The sequence below is a fragment of the Micromonospora sp. WMMD1082 genome (assembly GCF_029626175.1).
Lineage (GTDB): Bacteria > Actinomycetota > Actinomycetes > Mycobacteriales > Micromonosporaceae > Micromonospora.
The window spans coordinates 5832153-5858651 of the sequence record NZ_JARUBM010000002.1 but is presented as its reverse complement, the minus strand read 5'-3'; the positions used below and the strand labels follow the sequence as shown (position 1 = coordinate 5858651).

Genomic DNA, 26499 nt, shown 5'->3' with positions numbered 1-26499 from the left:
GCGACTCAGGGTCGAGGCTATGAGCCACCTTGACTCAACTCTTGGAGGGCTCGTGCGGCGCAACGCGATCCTGTTCGTGGCGGTATCGCTGCTGTCCGGCCTCGGCGGCAGCGCCATGGCCCTGGTCGCGGGCATCTGGATCCTCGACCTCACCGGCTCCCCCGGCCTGGCCGCGCTCGCCGGCCTCTGCGTGTACGCCCCCACCCTCGCCGGTCCGTGGCTCGGTGCGCTCGTCGACCGGCTGCCCCGGCGCCCGCTCGTCATCGCGGCGAACCTGACCCTCACCGCCACCCTGCCCGCCCTGCTGGCGGTCCGTGGCCCCGGCCAGGTGTGGCTGCTGTTCTGCGTGTCCACGGTCTACGGCATCGCGTACGTCCTCGTCGACGCGGGCGAGAGCGCCCTGCTGCCCGCCGCGCTGTCGCCCGCCGAACTCGGTCACGTCAACGGCTGGCGCTCCAGCGCCCAGGAGGGCGTCAAGCTCGTCGCCCCGCTGGCCGGCGCCGGCCTCTACGCCTGGCAGGGCGGGCACGTCGTCGCCCTGCTCGCCGCCGCCCTGCCGGCCCTGGCCGCGGCCGGCTACGCGGCGCTGCGCCTCACCCGTACGCCGTCGACCGCCGCGCCCCGCCGCCAGGGCGTGCGCGCCGGCCTCACCGTCCTGTTCGGCTCCCCGTCCATCCGGCGGCCGGTGGCGCTGGCCGCCGTCGCCATCGGCATGTCCGGCTTCGTCACCGCCGCCGGGTACGGCATCGTCACCGACACGCTCGGGCTGCCGGCGACGTTCCTCGGCGTCCTGCTCAGCGCCCAGGGCGCCGGCTCGATCGCCGGCGGGCTGATCGTCGGCCGACTGATCGCCCGGTTCGACCCGACCGCCGTGGCGGTGGCCGGCGCGGCACTCTTCGCGGTGAGCTGCCTGGGCCGGTGCCTGCCCTGGTGGCCGGCGGTCGTCGCCGCGTCGGTCGTAACCGGGTTAGGGCTACCGTGGGCACTCGTCGCGGCCGTCACCGCCGTCCAGACGCACAGCCCCGACGAGTTGCTCGGCCGGGTCGCCGCCACCGCCAACACGGTCATGTTCGGGCCGATCGCGGTGGCGACCCCGCTCGGCTCCGCCGCCGTGCTGTTGGGCGGCCGTCCGCCGCTCGTCCTCGCCGCCGCCGTCTGCCTCACCGCCGCCGCCGTGACGTGGCGTGGTCGGCTCACCGATCCGCCGCACCGTTGGGGCAGCAGACGGTCAGGGCGGCGGGCACCGCGCGTACGGTCAACTTCCGGGCCGTCGTGCGAGCGCCCCCGTCCAGCTCATACGTCTTCGGCTCGGCGAAGCGGACCGTGACCTTGCGCCCCCGGGTGATCCGGACGAACGTCGACTCCTCAGACCGGCCGGTGGCCATCTTGCCGAGGGTGCGCGCCCAGTCGATGGCGCCGCTCGCCGTGGAGACCCCGATCTCCAGCGAGCCGCTGTCCGGGCGGGCGTCGTCGAAGGCGGGGATGCCGCCGGTGATGGTGCCGACGTTGCCGAACAGCACGCAGCTCGCCTCGCCGTCGAACCAGGTGTCACCGTCGACGGTGATCCGGGTACGGGTCAGCTCGCCGCGTACGTGCCGCAGGCCGGTCCAGACGTAGGCGAGGCGGCCCAGGCGACCCTTCAGCTCCCGGTCGGCCTCCCGGATGAGGTCGCCGTCGAACCCGGCACCGGCCATCACCGCGAAGTGCTCCCCGTTGAGTTTGCCCAGGTCGAGGCGGCGACGCCGGCCGTGCAGGCCGATCCGGACCGCCTCCGGCAGATCCTCGGGGATGCCCAGGTTGCCGGCGAAGAGGTTGGCGGTGCCGGCGGGCAGGATCGCCATCGGCGTCTTCGATCCGGCCAGCGTGTCGGCGCAGCGCTGCACCATACCGTCGCCACCCCAGACGAAGACCAGTTCGGCGCCCCGGTCGAGCGCCTTGCGGAGCTTCTTCGGCGCCTTGCGGCTCTTCGGCACCTCGTACCAGAGGAGCTTGTCGACGCCCGCGTCGACCAGTGCGGCCCGCAGCTCGTCCAGGCCGCCGCCGAGGGTCTTCTTCCGGTGCGCCACCACCGCGACGGTGCCGACCGGCACGGCGGGCGCCGGCCGCTCCGGGTCCACCAGCACACTCGCACTCATGCCGGCGAGTGGTACCCAGCCACCCGGAACTCCACGCCTGGCGCGCTACTGCGGTGGTGCGGGCGGGGCGAGCCAGGCGAGAGGCTGACCGGTGAGGGCGGCGTCGGCGAGGCGGTGGGCGGAATCGGTCTTGAGCGCGGCGCGGGAGCTGTCGATCCAGCGTTGGACGTTGTCGATGCCCTGGTGGCGGTACTCGACGGCTTGGACGAGGCATTCGAGCTTGTCGGCGTCACGGGCGACGACGGCTTCGAGGGTTTCGCCGGCCTCGTACTCGGCGACGGCGGCCGTGATCACGTCGGCGACGGTGGGTGGACAGGTGGCGACCTGGTCGGCGGTGACGGTGGTGTTGGGTACGGCGGTGAGGTAGCGCTTGGCGATGTGCGGGATGTCGGTGATCCGGGTTTCCTGGGTGTCGTGCAGGACACAGAGCATGGACACCCGGGCAGGGTCGGCACCCTCCATCGCGGCGAGCATCATGCCGATGAGCGCGGTGCGGAACGAATGCTCGGCGATCGACTCGGGCTGCGCGATACCGGCGAACCACCAGCCCGTACGGGCCGCGCGCTTGAGCACACCTGCCTCGAAGATGAAGCTCATCGCCCCAGCGGCCTCGTGGTCCTCGCTCATGTGCCCGCCCCTGTGCCCGTGATGCCGTCCGCCCGCAGGCTGTAGACGATAGACGTTAGCTCCTGCCCGAGCTGCTCGATCCGGGATCGAGTGGCTCCGTAGCGACCTCGATGCCACTCGATCCCCGATCGAGCGTGATCATGAAAGCCCGGTCAGAGGGTGCGGGCGAGGCGGGCGGCGAGGATCCGGGCGAAGCGCGACGGGTCGGTCAGGTCACCGCCCTCGGCGAGCAGCGCCGTGCCGTACAGCAGCTCGGCGGTCTCCGCCAGGGAGGCGTCGGCGTCGCCCTGCTCGTGCGCCTTGCGCAGGCCGGTGACGAGCGGATGGTTCGGGTTGAGTTCCAGGATCCGTTTGACCTTCGGCACCTCCTGCCCCATCGCGCGGTACATCTTCTCCAGCGTCGGGGTGAGGTCGTGCGCGTCGCCGACCACGCAGGCCGGCGAGGTGGTCAGCCGCGACGACAGGCGTACCTCCTTCACGCTGTCGGCGAGCACCCCGCCCATCCAGCCGAGCAGGTCGGCGTACTCGGTGCGCTGCCGCTCGCGCTCGGCCTCGGCCTCGGTACGCTCCTGCTCGGTGTCCAGGTCGACCTGGCCCTTGGCGACCGAGCGCAGCGTCTTGCCGTCGTAGCTGCCCACCCGCTCCACCCAGACCTCGTCGACCGGGTCGGTGAGCAGCAGCACCTCGTAGTTCTTGGCCCGGAACGCCTCCATGTGCGGGGAGTTCTCGATGGTGGCGCGGTTCTCGCCGGTGGCGTAGTAGATGTCGGTCTGGCCCTCGCGCATCCGGGCCACGTAGCCGGCCAGGTCGGTCGGCTCGGCCGGGTCGTGGGTGGAGGCGACGGAGAGGATCTCCAGCAGGGCGTTCTGGTTGTCGGCGTCCTCGAGCAGGCCCTCCTTGACCACCGGCCCGAACTCGGTCCAGAAGGTGCGGTACCGCTCCGGTTGCCCGGTCTTGAGGTCGGTGACGGTGGCGAGGACCTTCTTCACCAGGCGGCGGCGCACGGCACTGATCTGGCGGTCCTGCTGGAGGATCTCCCGGGAGATGTTCAGCGACAGGTCGTGGGCGTCCACCACGCCCTTGACGAAGCGCAGGTAGTTGGGCATGAGCGCGTCGCAGTCGTCCATGATGAACACGCGCTTGACGTAGAGCTGCACGCCCCGGCGTCCCTGGTGGGAGAAGAGATCCAGCGGCGCGTGCGTCGGAATGAACAGCAGCGCCTCGTACTCGAAGGTCCCCTCGCCCCGCATGTGGATGGTCTCCAGCGGGTCCGCCCAGTCGTGGCTGACGTGCTTGTAGAACTCGTGGTACTCGGCCGGCTCGACCTCGCCGCGCGGGCGGGCCCAGAGCGCCTTCATCGAGTTGAGGGTGACCGTCTCGGTGGTGGCCTCGGCCTCGTCGGTGCCGGGCCGCTGCACGGTCATCCGGATCGGGTGGGCGATGAAGTCGGAGTAGCGCTTGACGATCTCGCGGATGGTCCACTCGGCGGTGTAGTCGTGCAGGTTGTCCTCGTCGTCGGCCGGCTTGAGGCGCAGCGTCACCGCCGTGCCCTGCGGCGCGTCGTCGAGCGCGGCGATGGTGTACGTGCCCTCGCCGCTGGACTCCCAGCGGGTGCCGACGCTCTCGCCGGCCCGGCGCGTCACCAGCTCGACCGACTCGGCGACCATGAACGCGGCGTAGAAGCCGACGCCGAACTGGCCGATCAGCTCCTGCGACGCGCCCGCGTCCTTGGCCTCGCGCAGCTGGCGCAGCAGCTCGGCGGTGCCGGACTTGGCGATGGTGCCGATGACGGAGACGACCTCGTCGCGGCTCATGCCGATGCCGTTGTCGCGCACGGTGAGGGTACGGGCGTCCCGATCGACCTCGATGGCGATGTGCAGGTCGCCGGTGTCGACGGCGAGGTCCTTGTCCCGCAGCGCCGCCAGGCGCAGCTTGTCCAGCGCATCGGAGGCGTTCGAGATCAGCTCGCGGAGGAAGACGTCCTTGTTCGAGTAGATCGAGTGGACCATCAGCCGGAGCAGCTGACGCGCCTCGGCCTGGAACTCCAACGTCTCGGTCCGGTCGTTCACACCATGTCCTTTCCCGGTCGTCGCATTTCGCGGTCGTCGCACGACGGTTCGCGGAAAGGATACGAGCCGTCGCGCTGCGCGTGCACGGGGTGGTCCGGCCTCGGCCGCGCCACCCGGTGCCGGGCGCCCGGCACCCAGCTCCCGGCACGACGTCACCCCGGCCCGGGCACGACGCCGGCCCGCCCCCGGTGTGCGGGGCGGGCCGGCGGGTGGGCAGGCGGACGGGTGGCGGGTCAGCGTCGGCGGCCGTACACCCCGGCGACGATCGAGACGCCGACCGCGGCGAAGGCGATCTGGATGAACAGTTCGATCCAGTCGACACCGGCGGTCTCGTCCACGCCGAGCGCCGCGGCGAGCAGCGTGCCGAGGATCGCGGCCACGATACCGATCAGGATGGTCAGCAGGATCGGGATGCGCTGCCGGCCCGGCACGACCAGCCGGCCGAGGGCGCCGATGACCAGACCGATGAGGATAGCGGTGAAGAAGCCGGTGATTTCCACGAGAGCCGTCCCTCCAGACGTCGAACCTGAGCGCCAGTCTGGCGCCCCAGCCGGTATGCCCGTCAAACACCGACACCGGTCGCCGAATGCATTGTCACGCAACCGTCATAGTCACCCGTGCCGTCTGTCATCCAGACCTCACCGCGGGTTGATCAGGACCGCGTAGTCGGCCGCGGTGAGCGGCTCCGACGACAGTGAGCCGTCCGCCCGGGGGACGCTCAGCGGCGCGCCCCCACCCTCCAGGAACAGCACCGCCGTGACGTCGGTGCGCGCGCTGAGCGTGCAGACGATCTGCCCGTACGCCAGCAGCCCGTCGCTGCGGCCGGTGTCCACGGCGGCGAGCGCGACCGTGACCCGGGCCACCCCGTCCACCAGCTCGACCACGGCGCTGTTGAACGCCCCCGGCAGGGCGCTGGTCAGACCGTCGTCGCGCTCGGCGGGCGTCGGCCCGGCCAGCAGATCCCGCAACTGCTCGTCGAGCGCGGGCACCCGGTCGATCCGGCGGATCACCGGCACCAAGCGGTCGTCGCGCGAGAAGTAGAGCATTTCCGTCACCGCGCCGGTCTCCGCCGCCGACGGCGCCGCGGTGGCGGTGTACGGGAATGGGCCGGGCGGCGGCGTGACCGTGCGGGGACGGTCCTCGGCGGGCACCCCGCACGCCCCCACCAGCATGAACAGCGTGGCCACCACCATGGCACCGGCGGCGCGGGCGATACGGGCGGTGCCGGCGGCGCGGGCGGTGCCGGCGGCGCGGGCGGTGCCGGCGGCGCGGGCGGTGCCGGCGGCGCGGGCGGTGCCGGCGGCGGTCACGAGACGCTCCCGGGCAGGGTGACCCGGAACCGGGCGCCGCCCTCGGGGCGGTCGCTGACCGAGGCGTCTCCGCCGTGCGCGGCAGCGTGCTGGGCCACCAGCGCGAGCCCGAGGCCGGTGCCGTCGCCGCCGCCCCGGTAGTTGGCCGCCCGGCCGCGGACGAAACGGTCGAAGATCGCCTCACGGTCCGCCATCGGCACTCCCGGGCCCTCGTCGTCCACCTCGATCACGCCGGTGTCACCGTCGTGAAACAGCCGCACCGCGACCGGGCCGGCGCCGTAGCGCTCGGCGTTGTCGAGCAGGTTCGTCAGCACCTGCGCGACGCGGCGCCGGTCCACCCGCCACGTCCTGGGGGTGCCCGCGTCCAGCTGCACCATCGACTCCGGCAGGGCCCGGTCCCGGCAGGCCCGCCGGGCGAGCCCGGCCAGGTCGACCGTCTCCCGGTGCACCGGCTGGTCGCTGCGGGCCAGATCCAGCAGGTCGTTGACCAGCTGCTGGAAGCGATCGATCTCGTCGGCCACCAGCCGGGCGGCGGTGGCGGTCCGCTCGTCCTGATTCTGTCGACGGCGAGCCAGCACGCTCGCCGCCGCCGCGAGCGTCTGCAGCGGCGAGCGCAGCTCGTGGCTGACGTCGGCGGCGAAGCGCCGGTCCCGGTCGATGCGCTGGGCCAGCTCGTCGACCATCCGGTTGAAGGAGGTGGAGAGGCGGGTCAGGTCCGGGTCGGTGTCCGGGGCCAGCCGGGTGGTGAAGTCACCGGCGGCGATCCGCTCGGCGGCGTCGGCGACCGCGGTCAACGGGCGCAGGCCGTGCCGGGTGGCGTACCAGCCGAGCGCCGCCCCCGATCCGGCCACCATGATGGCGACCGCGGTCAGCGCCAGCGCCAGGATCTGGAAGGTCTGCTCCAGCTCCCGCAGCGAGGCGATCTCGTAGAAGGAGGCCGACTCCGACAGCGGCACGCCGACCAGCATGACGGGACGGTCGTTGACGCGTACCCGCTGCACCGCCGGCTCCCCGGCCGCGACCAGTTCCCGCAGCCGGACCGGGATGGCAGGGGTCACACCGGTGTCGGCGTTGCGGCTGTACCACTCGCCGTTGAGGTGCAGCAGCGGCCGCCGGCCGGTGCCGGTGTCCAGCGCCCGCAACGCCTCCACCACGTCCGGGTTCTCGGTGTTCAGCCCGGCGCGGACCACGGCCGCGTCGTAGTAGGCCGCCCGCAGCACGGTGCGTTCCCGCTCGTCGAGCAGGGTACGGCGGGTCAGCTCGTACGACACCAGGGCCATCGAGGCCGACAGCAGCAGCGCACCCACCGCGAACGCGGCGGTGACCCGGGCACGCAGTCCGAGGCGTCTCATCGCTGGAGTTTGTAACCCAGGCCGCGCAACGTCACCAGGTGCCGGGGGTTGGCCGGATCCGCCTCGATCTTCTGGCGCAGCCGGCCGACGTGCACGTCGACCAGCCGCTCGTCGCCGCTGTCGTACCCCCAGACGCGGCTGAGCAGCTGCTGGCGCGAGAGCACCCGGCCGGCGTGCTCGGCCAGCTCGCACAGCAGCCGGAACTCGGTGCGGGTGACCGCGACCGGCTCGCCGGAGCGGCGTACCTCCCCTGCCTCGGGGCTGACCTCCAGCTCGCCGAAGGCGAGCACCGGCACCGGCTCCAGGGCCTCCGCGGCGGTCACGGTGCGGGCGCGCCGGCGCAGCGCGCGCAGCCGGGCGGTCAGTTCCTTGATCGCCACCGGCTTGACCACGTAGTCGTCGGCGCCGGCCTCCAGGGCGGCGACGATGTCGTGGGTGTCGTCGCGAGCGCTGACCACCACGATCGGCACGTCGTCGTCGCGGCGCAGCTGGCGGATGCCCTCGAAGCCGTCGATGCCGGGCAGCATCAGGTCGACCAGGACGTAGTCGGCCGGCTCCCGGCGCTGCACGCGCAGCCCCTCCTCGGCGGTGGCCGCTCCCCGGGCCTCGTAGCCCTCGTCCTCCAGGGCGAGCAGCAACGCCAACCGGATCCGGTCGTCGTCCTCGATCACCAGTACCGCTGTCATACCGGAATCATCCCCAAGCCCTCGCCGACCAGCCAACCGCGACCGACTTCAGGGTGTTTTGTCACGCAACTGTCATACGTCCGCGCGGTGCCCGCCAACCCCGCTGGGCAGGGTGAGAGCGACCTTGAGACACCAGGAGGGGGGCCTTCGACGTGACCACGCCACGACGCCCCGAGTGCTCGGTGCCACTGGTGGAGGTGTCCATCACCGAGTTCGACCTGGCCTGCCTGCCGGAGACCGGAGCGGTCTTCGACCGGCTGCTGGCCCTGCAGCCCCACCAGGTCGTGATCGACCTGGCCGGCTGCCGGCACATCGACGCCGCGGCCATCGGCCTGCTGCTCGACGTGCACCGCCGGATGGTCCGCACCGGCGGCGTGCTGTCGGTGCGCAACCCGAACCCGCGCATCACCCGCATCCTGCACACCGCCCGGCTGGACCAGATCCTGCCGGTGCACACCGACAGCGGCGCGTCGCCGATCGCGGCCACCGACGCCGGTGCGGCCCCGGCGCCCGCCGCCGGAGCGGATGCGGCGGCCGGGGACACCCCGCCGCCGGTCGCAGTGCCACGCACGGCCGCCCACGGCCGCGCGGCGGTCACCGTACGCACCTGACAGCCCGCAGACCACGCATCGACCACGAGTACGAGGAGCAGCATGACCAGCGCCGGGATCGTCGCGGCCCTCGCCGTCGGCCTCGCCGTCGGTGCGCTCGGCCGGCTCGTCGTCCCCGGTCGCCCGAGCGTGCCGCTATGGCTCACCATGACCATCGGCGCGGTCGCCGCGCTGCTCGGCGCCATCGTCGCCTGGCTCGCCGGCGTCCGGGGGTTCAGCCTGCTGGGCCTGGTCGTGCAGGCCGGTCTCGCCGCGGTCGCGGTGGTGATCGTGGTCGCCACCGCCGGAAAGGAACGCTCCGACTCGCTCTGAGGAGTCCGCACGGCGAGGGGCACCCGCTGCCCGCCGCCCCGAGTCCGTACCCCGGCCGCAGCGGCCGCGGCACCGGAGAGGAAGCAGGATGACCGTCGTACCGGACGAGAACCTGATGACCCTGATCTGCGACGTCTGTGGCGAGACCACCACCGGTACCGCGTGCGTGCTGCCCGACGCCGAGGTGGTCTGGACGCTGGTCTCCGACCACGGCTGGAGCGGGTCGCCGTTCGCCACCGGACCGCACCGCTGCCCGCGGTGCAGCGCCCTGCCGCAGGGCGCCTCCCCCGGTGACGGCGACCGCGACCGCGGGCCGGAGGGTGCCGCCAACGTCGGCGGGGTCGGTGGGGTGACGGTGGTGACCGCCGACGGTGGCCTCGACCCCGACGCCGGCGACGCGTTGCGTGCCGCGCTGCGCGGCGCGCTCGACGTGGGCGGGACGGTGGTGGTGGACCTGGCCCGCGTCCAGGTCATCGACTCGGTCGGGCTGGGGCTGCTCGTGCGCGCCCACCGGGACGTCCGCGAACGCGGTGGCCGGTTGTGCCTGGCGGCACCGTCGAGGTTCATCCGCACGGTGCTGCACACGATGAAGCTGGACGGGGTCTTCCCGATCTTCGACGGTCTCGACGACGCCCTCACCAAGCTGCGCGCGGCCGCGGTCCAGGACGCCCCCGCGGTCGGTGCCGCACTGGTCGACGTGACGCCGGCGGACGCCCCCCGTCCCGCCGCCGCGACGCCGCCGATGCACCGGCCACGGCGCCGCCCGGCCAACCGCATCACCGTCTGAGGTCAGCACGATCGAGGCGGTCGTCCCGTCGAAGATCCTCGGCGCCGGTTGAACCGAACCGCCGCCCCCGCCCGTATGTCAGGGCGAAGGGAGTGGCCCATGAAGCGCCTGACCCCGTTGCTCACCCTCCTGTCCGGAGCGGTGACGGCAGCCGTGCTGTTCACGATGAGTGCGCAGGCATCCCCGCCCGGCACCCCGGCCGCGGCCGGAGGAGGCCCACCGGCCGCCGCACCGGCCCCACCCGCCGACGTCGAGGCCGATGCCGATGCTGACCCCGACGCGGCTGCCGCCGAGGAGGAACCCGCCGACCCCGACGCGTCGTCGGCCGGAACGGAGGTCGCATCGGTCGAGGAGAACTGGATCGGCCAACTGGACAACGGCGCCACCATCGCCATCTCCGTCAAGAACGGCAGGGCCGAGGCGTACGTCTGCGACGGCCGGAGCATGGAGCTGTGGCTGTCCGGCACGGTGCAGGACGGGAAGATCGAACTGACCGGCGAGGATGCGACGTTGACCGGCGTGATCCGGTCCGACAGCGCCAGCGGCGAGATAGTGGTCGGCGTCCGCCGGTGGAAGTTCACCGTCCAGCCCGACGCGACGACGGCCGACGAGGCGATCGTGAAGTCCAGCTCGGGCACCGCTCCGGCGATCTACCGCGTGACCGACGAGACCCGCAAGGCCGGCATCGAGGGCGGCTGGATCATGCTGCCCGACGGCACCCAGATCGGCATCGTCACCCGCGACGGTGAGCCGATCTTCGCGCCGCCGCTGGATCCCGCCTTCTTCAGCACCCTGGTCGACGGAGTGACCATCACCGCCGAGCCGGTCGTACCCGGAGCGCGTTAATGTCCCAGCACCGCCAGGCGGGCGGGCGCACGATGCGCTGGGAGTCGGAGCCGATGATCGAGGTAACGCACGACTTCGGCGGCCCGCCGCCGCGAACACCGAGGCGGCCGGACTCGCTGCTGGTGCCGTTGCTCGTCGGGGCGGCGGTAGCGGTGGCGCTCGGCGTCTACGGTCGCACCCACACCCCGACCGGCATCGCCGTCAACGTGGCCGGTTTCTCCTCGCCGCTGACGGTGAAGGTGTGGCTCGGTACCGCGGCGGCGTTCTTCGCCGTCCTCCAGCTGCTGTCCGCGCTGTCCATGTGGGGCCGGCTCGGCGGGTTCTCCCCGTCCTGGGCCGCCTCGGCGCACCGCTGGTCGGGCCGGATCGCCTTCCTGCTCACCGTCCCGGTCGCCGTGCACTGCCTGTACGCGCTCGGCTTCGCCGACTACGACACCCGTACGCTGCTGCACTCCCTGCTGGGCTGTTTCTTCTTCGGTGCGTTCGCCACCAAGATGCTGACGCTGCCCAAGCGCGGCCTCGCCGGCTGGGTGCTGCCGGTGATCGGCGGAGTCGTCTTCGTCGTCCTGATCGGTGTCTTCCTGACCTCGTCCGTCTGGTACTTCACCACGTTCGGCATCCAGTTCTGACCCTCGGAAAGGCAAGGCACCTCAGATGAACCACGAGCAGGCCGGCTGTTGCCGGTCGCGACGAGCCCTGCTGGCCGGCACCGGTGCGGTAGGCGTGGCCGCGCTGACCGGCTGCGCGACGTACGGCCAGCCGGCGGCGGCACCCGCCCCGCCGGCCGCCCCGACCGCCGGTGCCGGCCCGTCGGGCTCCGCCAGCCCGGGCGACGACGCGGACCCGGGCGCGCCGGCGCTGGCCACCCTGGCCGACATCCCGGTGGGTGGCGGGCAGATCTTCGCCGACGCCGGCGTGGTGGTGACCCAACCGACCGAGGGGACCATCAAGGCGTACTCGGCCACCTGCACCCACCAGGGTTGCACGGTCACCTCGGTCTCCGACGGCACCATCGTCTGCGCCTGCCACAACAGCGTGTTCGACATCGCCGACGGTTCGGTGCGCAGTGGCCCGGCGGGTGCGCCGCTGCCCGCCGCGAACGTCACCGTCGACGGGGACGCCATCCGACTGGCCTGACCCGCAGGGGGCGATGCGACCACGATGACGCGGCCCACCCAGGCCCGGGCCGCGCAGGGGGCCGTCCAGGCTGGCGCCACGCCCGCCGGACGGCCCCTGCCTGTCCGGGCGAAGGATCGCTAGGGGCCCGTGTCGAAGTCCCTGGCCGGCCCGCGGCGGGCGGAGCACCGCTAGACGGCGAGGGCTTCCCGGACGCGGTGTTCCGCCGTGGCGCCACCGTCTCCGGCGGAGGTGACCCGGCCCGACTCCAGCACGTGGTAGCGGTCGGCCACCCGAAGCGCGAACCCGAGGTGCTGCTCGACGAGGAGCACGCTGAATCCGGTCTGCGCGATCAGCGCCACGATCCGGTCCTGGATCTCGGTCACCACCGAGGGCTGGATGCCCTCGGTCGGCTCGTCGAGCATCAGCAGCCGGGGCCGGGTGATCAGCGCCCGGGCGATGGCCAGCTGCTGGCGCTGGCCCCCGGAGAGCAGCCCGGCCCGCCGGCGCAGCAGCGGGCGCAGCGCCGGGAACAGATCCAGCACGTCGGACGTTGCCGCGGCCCCGTCCCGGCGACCGTCAGCGACCAGGCGCAGGTTCTCGGCGGCGGTCAGATGTGGGAAGCACTGCTGCCCCTGGGGCACGTAGGCGATCCCCCGGGCGACCCGGTCGTGCGGGGCGAGCCGGGTGATGTCCTCGCCGTCCAGTTCGACCACTCCCGCGCCGGGCCGCAACAGACCGGCGGCCACCCGCAGCAGGGTGGACTTGCCGGCGCCGTTGTGGCCGAGCACCGTGGCGACCCCGTCGCCGGGCACCTCGACGTCGACGCCGTGCAGCACCTGGCTGCGCCCGTAGCCGGCGTGCACGCCACGCATGGTGAGCATCATGCCTCCGTCGGCGTCGGGGCCGTCCCGGCGTCCACCGGGTGGCCGAGGTAGACCTCCTGCACGCGCGGGTCGGCCTGCACCTGCGCGACGGTGCCCTCGCTGAGCACCCGGCCGGCGTGCAGCACCGTGACGGTACGCGCGAAGCGCCGCAGGAAGTCCATGTCGTGCTCGATCACCACCACCGTGCGGTCCCGGCTGACCCGCTCCAGCAGTTGCCCGGTGGCGTCGCGTTCCTCGTGGCTCATCCCGGCCACCGGCTCGTCGAGCAGGAGCAGCCGGGCGTCCTGGACGAGCAGCATGCCGATCTCCAGCCACTGCTTCTGCCCGTGCGCGAGGGTGCCGGCGAGTTGCTCTGCCCGGCTGGTCAGGCCGATGACGTCGAGGGCCTCGGCCACCTCGTCGGGCACGCCGTGCCGGCGGCGCAGCAGCGTCGCCCAGCTCCGCCGGGCCCCGGCGGCGATGTCCAGGTTCTGCAGCACGGTCAGTTCCTCGAACACCGTCGAGGTCTGGAAGGTACGGCCGACCCCGAGGCGGCTGATCCGGTGCACCGGCCGGCCGAGCAGTTCCCGGTCGCCGAAGCGTACCGACCCGGTGGCCCGCACCAGCCCGGTGACCGCGTCGACCAGGGTGGTCTTGCCGGCGCCGTTGGGGCCGATGAGGAACCGGATGTCGCCGGGCGCCACGTCGAGGGACACCCCGTCGACCGCGGTGAACCCGTCGAAGCTGACCCGCAGGTCACGCACGTAGAGCCCGTGCAGCTGCCCGGTCACGCGGACACCCCCCGCCGGCCCCGCCGCAGTCGGCCGCGCAGTCCGCCGGGCGGCTCTCCGGCGCGGCGGCGGGCCAGGCCGATCAGCGAGGCCAGGCCGCCGGGCAGGAACGCCACCACCACCACGAACAGCAACCCCTGCAGGTACGTCCAACCGCCCGGAAAGCGTTCCGACAGTGCGGTACGCGCCCACGCCACCGCGACCGCGCCGAGGACCGGCCCGAGCAGCGTGGCCCGGCCTCCGACGGCGACACCGATGACGAACTCGATGGACGGGACGATCCCGATCAGCGCCGGCGAGATGATGCCCACCGCCGGGACGAAGAGCGCACCGGCCAGCCCCGCCATGCCGGCGGCGACCACGTACGCGACGAGCTTGACGGTGGCCGGGTCATACCCGAGGAAGCGGACCCGTTCCTCCCCGTCGCGGACGGCCACCAGCAGCTCGCCGTAGCGGCTCTGCATCAGGTGCCGGGTCAGCACCAGCAACGCCAGCAGGGTGCCGGCGATGATGAAGTAGACCATCCGCTGGTTGACCGGGTCGTCCAGGTCGTAGCCGAAGAAGCCCTGGATGTCGGTGAGGCCGTTGGTGCCGCCGGTGGTGCCCTGCTGGCCGATCAGCAGGATCACCATGGCGGCGGCGAGCGCCTGGCTGAGGATGGCGAAGTAGGCGCCCCGGACCCGGCGGCGGAAGACCAGCGAGCCGAGCACGAAGGCGACCGCCATCGGCAGCAGTACCGTGGCGGGTAGGGCGAACCACGGGCTGGCGAACGGCCGCCACCACAGTGGCAGCTCGTCGAGCTGCCCGTACAGCAGCATGAAGTCGGGCATGTTGCCGGGGCCCGCGTCGGCGAGCTTGAGGTGCATGGCCATCGCGTAGCCACCGAGGCCGAAGAACACGCCCTGGCCGAGGGCGAGCATGCCGCCGCGCCCCCAGGCCAGGCCGATGCCGACCGCGACCATGGCCACGCAGAGATACTTGGCCAGCAGCGACAGCCGGAAGTCGGAGAGCACCAGCGGTGCGACGGCGAACAGCAGCGCGGCACCGAAGGCGAAGCCGGCGACGGCGCGGAACCGGTGCCGGGACGGCCCGGCCGCCGGTGTCGACGGTGGCGCGGGATCGGCGGCGGTGACGGGATCTCGGGCGACGGTGGTCATGCCAAACTCCTGGTGCGCAGGGTGAACAGGCCCTGGGGTCGCCACTGGAGGAACGCGACGATGGCGATGAAGACCATCACCTTGGCGACGCTGAGGGTGGTCAGATACTCGCCGGTGGCCTGGAGCACACCCAGGGCGAAGGCGACGATCACGGTCCCCTTGAACTGGCCGATCCCGCCGACCACGACGACCAGGAAGGCGTCGATGATCAGGTTGGTGCCCATGGTGGGTCCGATCGGCCCGAGCAGGGTGAGGGCGACCCCGGCGATGCCGGCCAGCCCGGAGCCGATGAAGAAGGTCATCCGGTCGACCCGGGCGGTGGCGATGCCGGAGACGGCGGCCAGGTCGCGGTTCTGCACCACGGCCCGGATCCGGCGGCCCAGCGGCGTCGCCCGCAGCGCGACGGTCAGCGCGACCACCGCGCCGATCGCCAGGGCGAGGATGAACAGCCGGTTGTTGGCCACGGTGATCCCGCCGGGCAGCGCGATGTTGCTGGTGAGCAGCTCCGGGGCGCGGGTCTGCACGTTGGGGCTGCCGAAGATGTCCCGGGCCAGCTGTTGCAGGATCAGCGACACCCCCCAGGTGACCAGCAGCGTGTCCAGCGGGCGGGCGTAGAGGCGGCGGATCAGCAGGAACTCCAGCAGCACACCCATCGCGCCGGCCACCACGAAGGCGACCGGCAGGGCGACCAGCAGCGACCAGCCGGCCGCCGTGATCACCTGCTGCAGGACGTAGGTGGTGTAGGCGCCGGCCATGATGAACTCGCCGTGCGCCAGGTTGATCACGCCCATCTGGCCGAAGGTGAGGGCCAGGCCGAGCGCGATGAGCAGCAGCACCGCGCCGATGCTGACGCCGGTGAAGAGTTGGCCGATGAGGACTGTCACGGTGCGTACTCCGAACTGCTGGTGGGTCGGCCCGGGCGGGACGCGTCGCCCCGCCCGGGCCCGGGCTTTCCGGTCAGCTCAGGCCGCCGGCCCACGGGTAGCTCTTGAGGTACGGGTCGGGGGTGATCGGCTGCCCCGAGTTCCAGACCTCGGTGATCAGCCCGTCCGCGCCGACCTTGCCGACGCGGGCCGTCTTGGCGATGTGCTGGGTCGCGCCGTCCACCGTGACCAGACCCTCGGGCGCCTCGAAGGTGATGCCGTCGGAGACCTCCCGGACCTTCTCCACGTCGAAGGTGCCGGCCTTCTCCACCATCGCCTTCCACAGGTAGACCGAGACGTACGCGGCCTCCATCGGGTCGCTGGTCGGCTTGTCCGCGCCGTAGCGGGCCTTGTACGCCGCCACGAACTTCTCGTTCGCCGCCCCCGGGGTGGTCTGGTAGTAGTTCCAGGCGGTCAGCTGGCCCTCCAGATACTGGGTGCCGATGCTCTTGACCTCCTCCTCGGCGATCGACACCGACACCACCGGCATGCTGGTGGCGGTCAGCCCGGCGGACTTGTACTCCTTGAAGAAGGCCACGTTGCTGTCACCGTTGAGGGTGTTGAAGACTGCGTCCGCGCCGGAGGACTTCACCTTGTTCGTGATCGTGCCGAACTCGGTGGAGCCCAGCGGGGCGTAGTCCTCCCCCAACACCCGCATCCCGTTGGCCTCGGCGTACGCCTTGATGATTTTGTTGGCGGTGCGCGGGAAGACGTAGTCGGAACCGACGAGGTAGAGCGAGGTGGCGCCCTGCGCCTTGAGGTAGTCGAGCCCCGGAACGATCTGCTGGTTCGTCGTGGCGCCGGTGTAGAAGATGTACGGCGACTGCTCCAGGCCCTCGTACTGCACCGGGTAGAACAGCAACGCCTTGTGCTTCTCGAAGACGGGCTTGACGGCCTTGCGGCTGGCCGAGGTCCAGCAACCGAAGACGGCGGCGACCCGGTCCTCGCGGATCAGTTTCTCGGCCTTCTCGGCGAAGGTCGGCCAGTCCGACGCGCCGTCCTCGCCGACGGGTTGGATCTTCTTGCCGAGCACGCCCCCGGCCGCGTTGATCTCCTCGATCGCCAACGTGATCGAGTCGCGGACGGTCACCTCGCTGATGGCCATGGTGCCGGAGAGGGAGTTGAGCAGGCCCACCTTGACGGTGTCGCCGGAGACATCGGCGGTGACTCCGGCACCGGTGTTCCCATCGGTGGTCTTGCTGCCGCACGCGGCCAGCGCGGCCGCGGCGACCAGGGTCATGGCACCCGCCAGGATGCGGCGGCCCCGGAACAGTGTCATCAATTCTCCCTGCGTCGCGCGTGTGACGTCAGTCAGTTGACGGGAACGAACGTCGGTCCCGTGTCGACAGTGCGGATCTGCGTACCTGCGGTGCGGTCCGTCGGAACATCGCGCGCTACCGGAGCGGCGGGTGGACGCCGACCGGAGGCGATTCGGATATCGGGCAGGGAAAGCTTCGATCCGCTTCATTGCGCGGATGTTTCCCGGTGCTCAATTGACTGTTTCCGCTGGCCGGCACGGACCTGGAAGGCCGGCACGGAAAATGCCGGTGCCCCGCCGGGGAGAATCGGCGGAATGGCACCGGCATACGATTATTGACGATAATGGGCCGCAGTCGACGGCAATTCCCGTCCGCCGTCGGACGGGTGGTGGAATCCGACGCCAGGCCGGATCCTTCACGCAGGAAGTATCTTTGCGGCCCGCCGACGGCCCTGTCAAGGCACGGTCAGGTCACGCCCGGCCGGGCGCGCGCCGGGGTCACAGCTCGGCGAGGACGGTGAAGTCCAGGCCGTCGGCCTCGGCGAGGTAGATGCGCTGACGGACGTGCCGGCGACGCAGCCGCAACTCACCACGCGGCCCGTCGTACGAGACCACGTCGGCGGTGGCCTCCACGGCCCGCACGTCCAGCGTGCCGGCCTTGGCGATCAGCGCGGCGAGCAGCATCACGCCCTCGTAACAGGACTCACCCAGGCTGCCCAGCGGCGGCGCCTCCAGCCCGAAGCGGCGGGCGAAGGTGCCGTGGAAGTCGAGATTCTCCTGCGTCACCAGGCCCGCGAAGAAGCCGGCCGTGCTGAACAGCCGCCGGGTGTTCGCCGCCCCGCTGGCCAGCAGCATGTTCTCGTCCATCAGGGTGCTCAGGCGCAGGCACCGCTGGTCCAGGCCGGAGCGGGCGAAGGCCCGGTTGAACCGCACCGCGTCCGCGCCGACCAGCAGCATCAGCACCGCGTCGGCGTCGGTGCGCTCGATCCGGCGCAGCACCTCGGCATAGTCGTGCGTCTCCAGCGGCAGGAAGTGGTGCCCGACCACCCGGCCGCCACTGCTCAGCGCGTACCGGTAGGCGGCGCGGGTGGTCCGGCGCGGCCACACGTAGTCGTTGCCCACCACGAACCAGCGCCGCACCCCGAGATCGGCCGCGAGCACCCGCATCGCCGGCCACAGCTGCGCGTCCGGTGTCTCGCTGGTCATGAAGACACCCTCGGTACGCTCCCCACCCTCGTACAGCGCGGTGTAGACATACGGCACGCGGTGCGCGATGCGCGGCGCCACCGCCTGCCGGACCGACGAGATGTGCCAGCCGGTGACGCCCTGCACCGCGCCCACCGACACCAGCGCCTCGACCTCGGCGGCCACCTCCGCCGGTGGCGCCCCGCCGTCGACCGGCACCAGTCGCAGCTCCCGGCCGAGGACCCCACCGCGCCGGTTGAGTTCCTCCACCGCCAGCTGGGCGCAGAGTTCGCAGCTCGGGCCGAACATGCCCGCCGGCCCACGCATCGGGTAGACCAACGCGATGCTGACCACGCCCCGGTCGACGGTCAGCCAGGACGCCCCGGCGGAGATCTTCTCCCCCACCTGCGGGCGCCCGGACCCCGGTGCCGGCGCGGACATGAACACATGGTGGCCGCCGTCGTTGGTGATGACCAGCCCTCCCCAGCCAGCGGGACGTATCGGTACCATGACACGGCAACCGCCAGGCGGGAGTGCCATGTCAGACCTTCCCGGTTCCGCAGCCGACCTGCTGCCCCTGCTCACCCGCGCCGAGCGGCTGCTCTCGCGCCGGGTCGGCGGGGTGCTCGCCGCCGAGTCGCTCACCATCGAGGCGTGGCGGGTGCTCTGCCTGCTCGCCGACGGCCTCGGCCACCCGATGAGCGAGGTCGCCGCCGAGGCGTCCCTGCCCCCCGGCACGCTGACCAAGCTGGTCGACCACCTCGTCGACCGCAACCTCGTCTTCCGCCGCGTCGACCCGATCGACCGCCGCCGCATCCGCGCCTACCTCACCGCCCGGGGCCGCCGCGAGCACGAGCGCCTCGCCGCGCGGATCCACGCCGACCTCGCCGAGCTGACCACTCCCGCTGATGCCGACCTGGCCGGGCGACTCAACGACCTGATCGGGCAGCTGGACCCGGACCGCCGCCGCGCAACAGCCCCCGCCTGACGCCCCTGCTTCAGCGGCGCCCTCGGCGGCCAGCGGCCGGGTGGAGGTCGCGGCTTGCGCATGCCGGGCTCTTCCGACGGTGTGATGGCGCAACGTGCCGCAAGCCGAGCACGAGGCGCGACGCTCGTCCCTGCCAAGTGCTCAGGCAAGCGTGCCGTGGCTGGCAGGCCGGTGAGTGTTGGCCGCGCCCTGTCGAGCTGAGAGCGCAGACGGATCGCGCCGGCCAGGTGAGCAGCAGGTGATCGTCGATTGTGGGATGGGCTCGGTGGCTGGCGGCGGGAGCCGTCAGGCGTTCCTAGCGCCATGGGTCGAGGGCGTGCTTGCCACAGGTCCGGCCGGCTTCGAGACGCCGCAGCACCGCCGGTCCCTCGGCCAGCGGATGGACATGGGGGTCACCTGGCGGGTAGACGCCCTGGGCGATGAGTGCCTCGATCTCGGCAAGCAGCCATCGGTAGACGGACGGGGCGGCGGCCGCCAGTGCACCGATGTGCAGGCCCTTGACGTGGACCTGGTGGGTGAAGACCAGGTCCCGGGTGCTGAGGCTCACGTCGCCGGAGGCGGCACCGAACACGACGATGCGTCCGGTGAAGGGCTTGGTGACCGACAGACTGGCCTTGAACGTGGTGCGTCCCACCGATTCCAGGACCAGGTCCACACCACCGGTCAGGCGGCTGATCTCCTCGGCCAGATCGGGCCGGCGGCTGTCCAGCACCTCGTCGGCCCCGAGCGCTGTGACGGTGGCGTGCTTGCCCGGTGACGCCGTGGCGATCACCCGCGCACCATAGTGGCGGGCGAGGCGGACAGCAGCCTGCCCCACGCCTCCCGCCGCGGCATGAACGAGCACCACGTCACCGGCCGTGATCTCACCCAGCGGCTTCAGCGCGGCCAACGCGGTTGCCCAGTTCAGCACCAGGCCGAGAGCTTCGGCGTCGCTCCAGCCGGACGGGACGGTCAGGACACCCGCGGCCGGCATCGTCATGTGCTGCGCAAAGGCGCCCGGTCCGGTGCCGACGACGCGGGCGCCGAGTGGGAGCGGGCTTGCGATGTCCGGCCCGAGGCCCACGATCTCACCGGCGGCTTCGAAGCCGGCCACGTACGGTGCCTCGGGACCTTCTCCGTAGGTGCCGTAGCTCTGCATGACGTCCGCGAAGTTGACCCCGGCGGCACCCACTCGGATCAGGTACTCACCAACCCCCGGTGTGAGACGACGCCGATCGGTCGTGAGGGTCAGATCCTTCGGTCCCCGGCGCGACCGCTGGACCAGCGCCCGTGCTGCCTGCTGCTGCTCGTCGACCTCCATGCACCCGACGGTAGGAGCTTCACACAGACGTCAAGGTCAAGTCCCGGTCATCGGTTCAGCCGGCCGAGCCTCGTGCAGGTAGGCGTCGAGTGCCGCCTGCTGATCGCTGAGACTGGCGATGCGCGCGGCGAGCTGATCGCGGTACCTCCGCACCTCCCGCAGAAACTCCGCGCACACGTCGCGCAGGTCAGCGTCAGGCTCAGCAGCGAGGTGGGGCAGGACATCCTTGATCAACCGCACGGGGAGCCCAGACTCCAGCAGCGAACGGATGACGCGGACCTGGTCGATGGTGGACCGGCAGTAGTCACGGTAGCCGTTGCCGCACCGACCGGGGACGATCAAGCCCTCGTCCTCGTAGTACCGCAGAGACCTGGCACTCACACCGCTGGCCCGGGAGGCTTCGCCGATCCTCATGCCCGCAGACAACGTTCCGGCGCTGCGCAATCTTCCAGTCGCTGCGCGACATGATTCCCCGATACGTCTCCTGCCAGCACCGAACGTGCACACGCGCCATCTGGGCAACGTCCTCCACTCGGGCCGAGCGAACAGCCAGCGAGGAACCCGCCGCTGAATCGATAGCACAGACGGTTCAGCTCGACAGTGCCCTGACGAACCCGTTCAACCTCCCCGAACCACGGCGGGAGTCAGAGGGCGGTGATGGTCTCCGGGGCGCGTTCCCGGCGGGACAGCGCGCGGACCACCGCGAGGGAGCCGTGTCGCCACGCGGCGATGCGGGTGAGCAGGTCGATTGTCAGCTCGGTGGCGGCGGCTGGCATCTCGGGCGTCGGAAGGTCGAGGCTGACCGCCAGGTCGTCGGTGTGCACGACCAGCTCCATCAGGCGGGTGAGCAGAAAATCGTCGACGGTCAGACCCCACTCGCCGAGGTCGACGACCCGTCCCACCGGCTGTGCCGGCACGGTGCGGCGCAGCTCGGTCAGGGCCGCGTCGACCTCGATGACGAGCCGGCCGGCGGTGGTCGCGGCGGCGGCCCGCTCGCTCCGGCTGCGGATGTCGACGTTGTCCTCGCTGTCGGCACCGGTGGTCACCCAGGCGCTGCCGGTGAAGTGTGCCAGCACTCCGATCGCGGTGCGCCCCGGTGGAGCGTCGAGCAGCTCCGCCGTACGGGTGATCTGGTTGGCGAGGTGCCGGGCCACCCCGCCGGTGGAGTAGCCCCGCAGGGCGCTCGGCCTCGCCCAGCGCTCGGCCAGCCGGGGCGTACCCAGCAGCGTGGTGGCGATATCGGCGGCAGCGAGGTAAGCGTCGCGGATCATCATGAGATCTTGGTACGAAACTGCCCCCGCCGGGGCGTCGGCGTACCAAGATCTACCGGATCCAGGTACGCGCGCAGGGTGTGCGCGTCGGGGGCGGTGGCGGTCCAGAGGGTGGCTGGGGCGTTGGCGAGCGGGAGGCGGGCCAGTGTCCCGCGCACCTCCGGTGGCTCGGCGGGGCGGGTCGGGTCGACCACCAGCAGCGAGCCGGTGGCGGGTGCGCCGGCCAGCACCGCCGGACCGGCCCAGCCGGGAGCATCCGGCCCGACCGCGAGGGACTGCCGCAGCAGGGGCCGACCGGCCAGATCGACCCAGGTGTTGATCTCGGCGTTGCCGGGCTGCTCGCCGTGCCGGCCGCAGATCAGCTCGTCACGCCAGTGCAGGGTGCCCCCGTCGGCCACCTCCACCCGGGAATCGGCGACGTGTGCGCAGCCGGCGGCCGCGACCAGTTGCTCGGGCAGCCAGTGCAGCGTCGCCCCGCCGGCGACGGCCGCGCGGACCAGCATCCGGGAGGGCGCGCCGGAACGGCCGGGCAGTGCGATCGAGGCGGCCACGGTGTGCACCCGCACCACCGCGCCGGGCCCCACCTCGACGTCCAGCCGCAGGTCGTCGCCGGCGAGCGGCCCGGCCGCGCCGCCGACGACATACACCGTGACGCCGCCACCGCCGGCACCGCCGGCACCGCCAGCACCGGAATCGCCGGCAGCGCCTCCGCGGGACGGGATCTGGCGTAGCAGCAGCGGGCTCTCGCCGCGCAGCTCGGCCAAGACGGTGCGGCCGTGCCGGTCGGCGCGGGCCACCAGCCGGGCGGTGGCCCGCATCAGACCTGCCCGGCGGGCGCCGCGACAACCGGCGCGGCGGAGTGGGTCGGCACCGCCCGGTGGTGGGCCAGTTCGTGACGGATCCAGGCGGCAACCCGGGTGGCCAGTGGATCCTCGGTGATGGACTGGAACACCGTGGGCAGGTCGCCCCGTCGGGCGCGGGCGTCACGGTCCATGATGGACAGATCGGCACCGACCATCGGCGCCAGGTCGGTCTTGTTGACGACCAGCAGGTCGGCGGCGGTCACCCCCGGCCCACCCTTGCGCGGCACCTTGTCCCCGCCGGCCACGTCGACCACGAAGATCTGCCGGTCGACCAGCCCTCGGCTGAAGGTGGCGGTCAGGTTGTCCCCGCCGCTCTCCACCAGCACCAGGTCCAGCGGGCCCAGTGCCTCGGCCAACTCGTCGACGGCGTCGAGGTTGGCGCCGATGTCGTCGCGGATCGCGGTGTGCGGGCAGCAGCCCGTCTCCACCGCCCGGATCCGGGCCGGATCGAGCACGCCGGCGCGCTTGAGGAAGTCGGCGTCCTCCGTGGTGTAGATGTCGTTGGTCACCACGCCCAGACGCAGCTCATCGGCGAACGCCCGGCACAGCGCCGCGACCAGGGCGGTCTTGCCGGAGCCGACCGGGCCACCGATGCCGACCCGCAGCGCCCGCCCCACGGTGGGCAGCGGGGCGTGCGGGTCGACACCCGGCTCGGGGTGGGTGTGGGGAACGGACTCGTCGTGGTCAATCTCAGGACGCAAAGAGACGCACCTCCCAGGTGGCGTGAGCTTCGGCGTGCATGTCGGCGAGCGGAGCGGCGGCGGCGGGCAGCCGCTCCGGTGGATCCTCGGCGGCCCGGGCCGCCCGCGTCGCGGTGGCGTCGCAGGCGGCGGCGAGCCGCACCAGCAGACCCTGGACCTGGTACGGGTCGAGACCGAGCAGGCGTACGGCGGCGCTGGCCGACCCGGTCACCGTCGCGTGGGCGGCGACCGTGGCGACCTGCCCCGGATCGAGGCCGGCGGCGGCGCCGACCAGCCCCAGCACCAGCGGCTGATGCGGGCCGCCCGGGATGGCGGGCAGGTCGTCGAAGGTGGCCTCCGGCCAGATCCGGCGGCCGGCCCGCAGCAACGCGCGGCCCTGCCGGCGGGAGACCGCCCGCTGGGCCGGCGACGCGGTACGCGCGTCCAGTTCGGCGTCGAGCCGAGCCAGCGCCTTCCGCCGCCGGGCCGCCCCGTCCGCTGGCAACGACGCCCGCAGGCCAACCCCGTGCGGGCCGACCCCGTTCAGGCCAACCCCGTCCGAGCCGACCACGTCCGGGCCGACCCCGACCGGGCCGGCACTCTCCCGCTCGTCCGGCGACGCGACCTCACCGGCACGCGCCGAACCGGCGGCCCGACTGACCGTCGCAGCACCGGCTGCCCCGTGCCCGGCGGCCCGGCACGCCGCTGCGGTGAAGGCCGCCGCGACCAGCCCCGCGGTGGCCAGCCGGCCCCGCAGGTACTCGCCCAGCGTGGCCAGGTCGGTCACCCGTCCGGCGGCGACGGCGGCCTCCAGCCCGGCCGAGTGGGCGTGCGCCCCGGCGGGGAACCGCCCGTCGGCCAGGAGCAGCAGCATGGTCGGGGTGGCCATCAGAACAGGAAGTACCGCTGGGCCATGGGCAGTTCGGTCACCGGATCCGGCTCGACCACCGCGCCGTCGATCCGGACGGTGAAGGTGTCCGGGTCGACCTCGATGCGCGGCAGGGCACCGTTCTCCGGCAGGTCGGCCTTGCCCCGCGACCGTACGTCGGCCACCGGCACCACCCGGCGCCGTACGTCCAGCCGCAGCCCGGCGTCGATGGCGGCGGGAGCGACGAACGCCAGGCTGGTGGCGGCCGCCGCGACGCCGTACGCGCCGAACATCGGCCGGGGCAGCATCGGCTGCGGGGTCGGGATGGAGGCGTTGGCGTCGCCCAGCTGCGCGTACGCGATCATGCCGCCCTTGATCACCAGGTGCGGGCGTACGCCGAAGAAGGCCGGTTCCCACAGCACCAGGTCGGCGAGCTTGCCCGGCTCCACCGACCCGATCTCGTGGTCGAGACCGTTGGCCATGGCGGCGCAGATGGTGTACTTCGCCACGTACCGCCGCGCCCGGTGGTTGTCGGCGGCGCCGTCGCCGGGCAGCGCGCCCACCCGGGCCTTCATCACGTGCGCGCTCTGCCAGGTCCGCAGCACGATCTCCCCGACCCGCCCCATCGCCTGCGAGTCGGAGCCGATGATGGAGATGGCGCCCAGGTCGTGCAGCAGATCCTCGGCGGCCATGGTGGACGGCCGGATCCGGCTCTCCGCGAAGGCGAGGTCCTCCGGCACGGCCGGGTTGAGATGGTGGCAGACCATCAACATGTCCAGGTGCTCGGCGAGGGTGTTGCGGGTGTACGGGCGGGTCGGGTTGGTCGACGACGGCAACACGTTCGGCTCCCCGGCGACGGTGATGATGTCCGGCGCGTGCCCGCCCCCGGCCCCCTCGGTGTGGTACGAGTGGATCGCCCGGCCGCCGATCGCGCGCAGCGTGTCGGCGACGAAGCCGGCCTCGTTGAGGGTGTCGGTGTGGATGGAGACCTGCACGCCGGAGGCGTCGGCCACCCGCAGGCAGGCGTCGATCGCCGCCGGGGTGGTGCCCCAGTCCTCGTGCAGCTTGAACCCGCCGGCCCCGGCCCGCAACTGCTCCCACAGCGCCTCGGTGGCGACCGTGTTGCCCTTGCCGAGCAGCAGCACGTTGACCGGGAACGCGTCCAGCGCCTCGTGCATCCGGGCCAGGTGCCAGGCGTTCGGGGTGACGGTCGTGGCCCGGGTGCCCTCGGCCGGCCCGGTGCCGCCGCCGACCAGGGTGGTGACCCCGCTGGCCAGGGCCTCGGTGACGATCTGCGGGCAGATGAAGTGCACGTGGGTGTCGACCGCGCCGGCGGTGAGGATCCGGCCGTTGCCGGCGATCACCTCGGTCGCCGGGCCGATGACCAGTTCCGGGTGGACACCGTCCATGGTGTCCGGGTTGCCGGCCCGGCCCAGCGCGACGATCCGCCCGTCGCGCAGCCCCACGTCGGCCTTGACCACACCCCAGTGGTCGAGGACGACCGCGCCGGTGATCACGGTGTCCAGCGCGCCCTCGGCCCGGGTGGCCCGGGACTGGCCCATCGACTCGCGGATCACCTTGCCGCCACCGAAGACCGCCTCGTCGCCGCCGGCACAGTGGTCACGCTCGACCTTGATGAGCAGGTTCGTGTCGGCCAGCCTGATCCGGTCGCCGGTGGTCGGCCCGTAGAGGGCGACGTAGCGGTCCCGTTCGACGATGCTCACGCCCGCCCTCCGTCCGCCGTGGTGGCGGCCACCGCCGTCGGCCGGCCGTCCAGTTCCCCGCCGCACTCACCGCGTAGCCCGGGCACGATCCGCGCGCCGCCCAGCGGCACCAGGTCGACCGGGCGGCTGACCCCCGGTTCGAAACGCACCGACGTGCCGGCCGGTACGCCGAGCCGCTGCCCCCAGGCGGCGTCCCGGTCGAAGTCCAGCGCCGGGTTGGCCTCGGCGAAGTGGTAGTGCGAGCCGACCTGTACCGGCCGGTCGCCGGTGTTGACCACCAGCAGCGTGGTCACCGGCCGACCGGCGTTGATCTCCACCGGCCCGGCGGCCGGCAGGATCTCCCCGGGGATCACGGGATCGGGTGGTGCACCGTCACCAGCTTGGTGCCGTCCGGGAACGTCGCCTCCACCTGCACCTCCCTCAGCAGCTCGGGGATGCCGTCCTGCACGTCGTCCCGGGTCAGCACGCCGCGACCGGCGGCCATCAGGTCGACCACGGACGCCCCGTCGCGGGCCCCTTCGAGGAGGAAGGCGGTGATCACCGCGACGGCTTCCGGGTAGTTGAGGCGCAGGCCACGGTCGCGGCGGCGCCGGGCGACGTCGGCCGCCACGTGGACGAGCAGGCGGTCCTGCTCGTGGGGGGTGAGATACAACGGGTGCTCCCGGTGGATGTCCGCGCCCCGTACACCGCTGGCACGGCGCTTCGACGCGCCGACCGCCCGGTCGGGGTTCGCCCGCCGGCTCGACCCGCCACGCGCGACGGGCCCGGGACTCC

29 protein-coding genes and 1 pseudogene are annotated in these 26499 nt (G+C 72.5%); 8 read left to right on the top strand and 22 right to left on the bottom strand.

Features of this window, described 5'->3' with window-relative positions; all coding sequences use genetic code 11:
* Positions 1–52: 52 nt before the first annotated feature.
* Positions 53–1327, top strand: a complete 1275-nt coding sequence (locus tag O7615_RS27030) for an MFS transporter (protein WP_278182253.1) — start codon at positions 53–55, stop codon at positions 1325–1327.
* On the opposite strand, the pseudogene O7615_RS27025 reads toward O7615_RS27030, so the two are convergent.
* The 7 genes and pseudogenes from O7615_RS27025 to O7615_RS26995 all read right to left on the bottom strand — a co-directional run.
* Positions 1281–2135, bottom strand: a pseudogene (locus tag O7615_RS27025) (diacylglycerol kinase family protein); the annotation flags it as partial. The gene O7615_RS27030 and the pseudogene O7615_RS27025 overlap by 47 nt on opposite strands.
* Positions 2136–2180: 45 nt before the next feature.
* Entirely contained in the window at positions 2181–2762 is a 582-nt protein-coding gene (locus O7615_RS27020; protein ID WP_278180594.1) for an HD domain-containing protein, read from the bottom strand.
* A gap of 152 nt (positions 2763–2914) precedes the next feature.
* The gene (gene htpG / locus O7615_RS27015) at positions 2915–4831 is read right to left on the bottom strand and encodes a molecular chaperone HtpG (protein ID WP_278180593.1); all 1917 of its coding nucleotides are present in this window, start codon (positions 4829–4831) and stop codon (positions 2915–2917) included.
* A gap of 233 nt (positions 4832–5064) precedes the next feature.
* Positions 5065–5331, bottom strand: coding sequence for a GlsB/YeaQ/YmgE family stress response membrane protein (locus O7615_RS27010; RefSeq protein ID WP_278180592.1), 267 nt, complete (start codon positions 5329–5331; stop codon positions 5065–5067).
* Between the two features lie 138 nt (positions 5332–5469).
* The gene (locus O7615_RS27005) at positions 5470–6024 is read right to left on the bottom strand and encodes a GerMN domain-containing protein (protein WP_278182252.1); all 555 of its coding nucleotides are present in this window, start codon (positions 6022–6024) and stop codon (positions 5470–5472) included.
* A 113-nt stretch (positions 6025–6137) separates the two neighbouring features.
* Positions 6138–7493: a HAMP domain-containing sensor histidine kinase gene (locus O7615_RS27000; protein WP_278180591.1), complete on the bottom strand. Its 1356-nt coding sequence runs from the start codon at positions 7491–7493 to the stop codon at positions 6138–6140.
* Entirely contained in the window at positions 7490–8179 is a 690-nt protein-coding gene (locus O7615_RS26995; protein ID WP_278180590.1) for a response regulator transcription factor, read from the bottom strand. The genes O7615_RS27000 and O7615_RS26995 overlap by 4 nt, the downstream gene beginning before the upstream one ends.
* Before the next feature lie 152 nt (positions 8180–8331).
* Here O7615_RS26995 and O7615_RS26990 point away from each other — a divergent pair, with 152 nt between their 5' ends.
* From O7615_RS26990 to O7615_RS26965, 6 genes are all read left to right on the top strand, one after another.
* A complete protein-coding gene (locus O7615_RS26990) occupies positions 8332–8790 on the top strand; it encodes an STAS domain-containing protein (protein ID WP_278180589.1) in 459 nt (152 codons plus the stop codon).
* Between the two features lie 42 nt (positions 8791–8832).
* Positions 8833–9102 carry a GlsB/YeaQ/YmgE family stress response membrane protein gene (locus tag O7615_RS26985; RefSeq protein WP_278180588.1) on the top strand — a complete coding sequence of 90 codons (270 nt, stop codon included), beginning with the start codon at positions 8833–8835 and terminating at the stop codon, positions 9100–9102.
* Between the two features lie 88 nt (positions 9103–9190).
* A complete protein-coding gene (locus tag O7615_RS26980) occupies positions 9191–9889 on the top strand; it encodes an STAS domain-containing protein (RefSeq protein WP_278180587.1) in 699 nt (232 codons plus the stop codon).
* Between the two features lie 99 nt (positions 9890–9988).
* On the top strand, positions 9989–10735 hold the full coding sequence (locus O7615_RS26975) for a hypothetical protein (protein WP_278180586.1): 747 nt from the start codon (positions 9989–9991) through the stop codon (positions 10733–10735).
* Positions 10735–11364: a DUF6529 family protein gene (locus tag O7615_RS26970; protein ID WP_278180585.1), complete on the top strand. Its 630-nt coding sequence runs from the start codon at positions 10735–10737 to the stop codon at positions 11362–11364. The genes O7615_RS26975 and O7615_RS26970 overlap by 1 nt, the downstream gene beginning before the upstream one ends.
* Positions 11365–11389: 25 nt before the next feature.
* Positions 11390–11872: a Rieske (2Fe-2S) protein gene (locus O7615_RS26965; RefSeq protein ID WP_278180584.1), complete on the top strand. Its 483-nt coding sequence runs from the start codon at positions 11390–11392 to the stop codon at positions 11870–11872.
* 170 nt (positions 11873–12042) lie between these two features.
* Here O7615_RS26965 and urtE read toward each other — a convergent pair whose 3' ends face one another.
* From urtE to O7615_RS26935, 6 genes are all read right to left on the bottom strand, one after another.
* On the bottom strand, positions 12043–12726 hold the full coding sequence (gene urtE, locus O7615_RS26960; protein ID WP_278180583.1) for an urea ABC transporter ATP-binding subunit UrtE: 684 nt from the start codon (positions 12724–12726) through the stop codon (positions 12043–12045).
* 8 nt (positions 12727–12734) lie between these two features.
* Positions 12735–13508 carry an urea ABC transporter ATP-binding protein UrtD gene (urtD, locus tag O7615_RS26955; RefSeq protein ID WP_278180582.1) on the bottom strand — a complete coding sequence of 258 codons (774 nt, stop codon included), beginning with the start codon at positions 13506–13508 and terminating at the stop codon, positions 12735–12737.
* Positions 13505–14665 (bottom strand): urea ABC transporter permease subunit UrtC, encoded by a 1161-nt coding sequence (gene urtC, locus O7615_RS26950; RefSeq protein ID WP_278180581.1) that lies wholly within the window; start codon positions 14663–14665, stop codon positions 13505–13507. Before urtC ends, urtD begins: the two co-directional genes overlap by 4 nt.
* Entirely contained in the window at positions 14662–15549 is an 888-nt protein-coding gene (gene urtB, locus O7615_RS26945) for an urea ABC transporter permease subunit UrtB (protein WP_278180580.1), read from the bottom strand. The genes urtC and urtB overlap by 4 nt, the downstream gene beginning before the upstream one ends.
* Before the next feature lie 73 nt (positions 15550–15622).
* The gene (urtA, locus tag O7615_RS26940) at positions 15623–16867 is read right to left on the bottom strand and encodes an urea ABC transporter substrate-binding protein (RefSeq protein ID WP_278180579.1); all 1245 of its coding nucleotides are present in this window, start codon (positions 16865–16867) and stop codon (positions 15623–15625) included.
* A 477-nt stretch (positions 16868–17344) separates the two neighbouring features.
* A complete protein-coding gene (locus tag O7615_RS26935) occupies positions 17345–18472 on the bottom strand; it encodes a substrate-binding domain-containing protein (protein WP_278180578.1) in 1128 nt (375 codons plus the stop codon).
* A gap of 97 nt (positions 18473–18569) precedes the next feature.
* Between O7615_RS26935 and O7615_RS26930 the strand changes: the two genes are divergently transcribed.
* Positions 18570–19019, top strand: coding sequence for a MarR family transcriptional regulator (locus tag O7615_RS26930; RefSeq protein ID WP_278180577.1), 450 nt, complete (start codon positions 18570–18572; stop codon positions 19017–19019).
* Between the two features lie 295 nt (positions 19020–19314).
* Here the strand turns inward: O7615_RS26930 and O7615_RS26925 are convergent, their stop codons facing one another.
* From O7615_RS26925 to O7615_RS26885, 9 genes are all read right to left on the bottom strand, one after another.
* Positions 19315–20319, bottom strand: a complete 1005-nt coding sequence (locus O7615_RS26925; RefSeq protein ID WP_278180576.1) for a zinc-binding dehydrogenase — start codon at positions 20317–20319, stop codon at positions 19315–19317.
* A gap of 36 nt (positions 20320–20355) precedes the next feature.
* A complete protein-coding gene (locus tag O7615_RS26920) occupies positions 20356–20733 on the bottom strand; it encodes a MerR family transcriptional regulator (RefSeq protein ID WP_278180575.1) in 378 nt (125 codons plus the stop codon).
* A 230-nt stretch (positions 20734–20963) separates the two neighbouring features.
* Positions 20964–21590, bottom strand: a complete 627-nt coding sequence (locus tag O7615_RS26915; protein WP_278180574.1) for a maleylpyruvate isomerase N-terminal domain-containing protein — start codon at positions 21588–21590, stop codon at positions 20964–20966.
* A complete protein-coding gene (locus O7615_RS26910) occupies positions 21590–22408 on the bottom strand; it encodes an urease accessory protein UreD (RefSeq protein ID WP_278180573.1) in 819 nt (272 codons plus the stop codon). Before O7615_RS26910 ends, O7615_RS26915 begins: the two co-directional genes overlap by 1 nt.
* Positions 22408–23154: an urease accessory protein UreG gene (gene ureG / locus O7615_RS26905; protein WP_347405105.1), complete on the bottom strand. Its 747-nt coding sequence runs from the start codon at positions 23152–23154 to the stop codon at positions 22408–22410. Before ureG ends, O7615_RS26910 begins: the two co-directional genes overlap by 1 nt.
* Positions 23144–24022, bottom strand: coding sequence for an urease accessory UreF family protein (locus tag O7615_RS26900; protein ID WP_278180572.1), 879 nt, complete (start codon positions 24020–24022; stop codon positions 23144–23146). Before O7615_RS26900 ends, ureG begins: the two co-directional genes overlap by 11 nt.
* On the bottom strand, positions 24022–25725 hold the full coding sequence (locus O7615_RS26895) for an urease subunit alpha (RefSeq protein ID WP_278180571.1): 1704 nt from the start codon (positions 25723–25725) through the stop codon (positions 24022–24024). Before O7615_RS26895 ends, O7615_RS26900 begins: the two co-directional genes overlap by 1 nt.
* The gene (locus tag O7615_RS26890; RefSeq protein ID WP_347405104.1) at positions 25722–26078 is read right to left on the bottom strand and encodes an urease subunit beta; all 357 of its coding nucleotides are present in this window, start codon (positions 26076–26078) and stop codon (positions 25722–25724) included. The genes O7615_RS26895 and O7615_RS26890 overlap by 4 nt, the downstream gene beginning before the upstream one ends.
* Positions 26075–26377, bottom strand: coding sequence for an urease subunit gamma (locus O7615_RS26885; protein WP_278180570.1), 303 nt, complete (start codon positions 26375–26377; stop codon positions 26075–26077). Before O7615_RS26885 ends, O7615_RS26890 begins: the two co-directional genes overlap by 4 nt.
* Positions 26378–26499: the final 122 nt, after the last annotated feature.

Coding starts and splice junctions, on each gene's coding strand:
- O7615_RS27020 (WP_278180594.1), bottom strand. CDS start 2,762: ATGAGCGAGGACCACGAGGCCGCTGGGGCGATGAGCTTCATCTTCGAG.
- O7615_RS26930 (WP_278180577.1), top strand. CDS start 18,570: ATGTCAGACCTTCCCGGTTCCGCAGCCGACCTGCTGCCCCTGCTCACC.
- O7615_RS26980 (WP_278180587.1), top strand. CDS start 9,191: ATGACCGTCGTACCGGACGAGAACCTGATGACCCTGATCTGCGACGTC.
- O7615_RS26925 (WP_278180576.1), bottom strand. CDS start 20,319: ATGGAGGTCGACGAGCAGCAGCAGGCAGCACGGGCGCTGGTCCAGCGG.
- O7615_RS26910 (WP_278180573.1), bottom strand. CDS start 22,408: ATGCGGGCCACCGCCCGGCTGGTGGCCCGCGCCGACCGGCACGGCCGC.
- O7615_RS27000 (WP_278180591.1), bottom strand. CDS start 7,493: ATGAGACGCCTCGGACTGCGTGCCCGGGTCACCGCCGCGTTCGCGGTG.
- O7615_RS26970 (WP_278180585.1), top strand. CDS start 10,735: ATGTCCCAGCACCGCCAGGCGGGCGGGCGCACGATGCGCTGGGAGTCG.
- O7615_RS26915 (WP_278180574.1), bottom strand. CDS start 21,590: ATGATCCGCGACGCTTACCTCGCTGCCGCCGATATCGCCACCACGCTG.
- urtA (WP_278180579.1), bottom strand. CDS start 16,867: ATGACACTGTTCCGGGGCCGCCGCATCCTGGCGGGTGCCATGACCCTG.
- O7615_RS27005 (WP_278182252.1), bottom strand. CDS start 6,024: ATGGTGGTGGCCACGCTGTTCATGCTGGTGGGGGCGTGCGGGGTGCCC.
- urtC (WP_278180581.1), bottom strand. CDS start 14,665: ATGACCACCGTCGCCCGAGATCCCGTCACCGCCGCCGATCCCGCGCCA.
- O7615_RS26995 (WP_278180590.1), bottom strand. CDS start 8,179: ATGACAGCGGTACTGGTGATCGAGGACGACGACCGGATCCGGTTGGCG.
- O7615_RS26965 (WP_278180584.1), top strand. CDS start 11,390: ATGAACCACGAGCAGGCCGGCTGTTGCCGGTCGCGACGAGCCCTGCTG.
- O7615_RS26920 (WP_278180575.1), bottom strand. CDS start 20,733: ATGAGGATCGGCGAAGCCTCCCGGGCCAGCGGTGTGAGTGCCAGGTCT.
- O7615_RS26935 (WP_278180578.1), bottom strand. CDS start 18,472: ATGTCCGCGCCGGCACCGGGGTCCGGGCGCCCGCAGGTGGGGGAGAAG.
- O7615_RS26975 (WP_278180586.1), top strand. CDS start 9,989: ATGAAGCGCCTGACCCCGTTGCTCACCCTCCTGTCCGGAGCGGTGACG.
- O7615_RS26900 (WP_278180572.1), bottom strand. CDS start 24,022: ATGGCCACCCCGACCATGCTGCTGCTCCTGGCCGACGGGCGGTTCCCC.
- O7615_RS26985 (WP_278180588.1), top strand. CDS start 8,833: ATGACCAGCGCCGGGATCGTCGCGGCCCTCGCCGTCGGCCTCGCCGTC.
- urtE (WP_278180583.1), bottom strand. CDS start 12,726: ATGCGTGGCGTGCACGCCGGCTACGGGCGCAGCCAGGTGCTGCACGGC.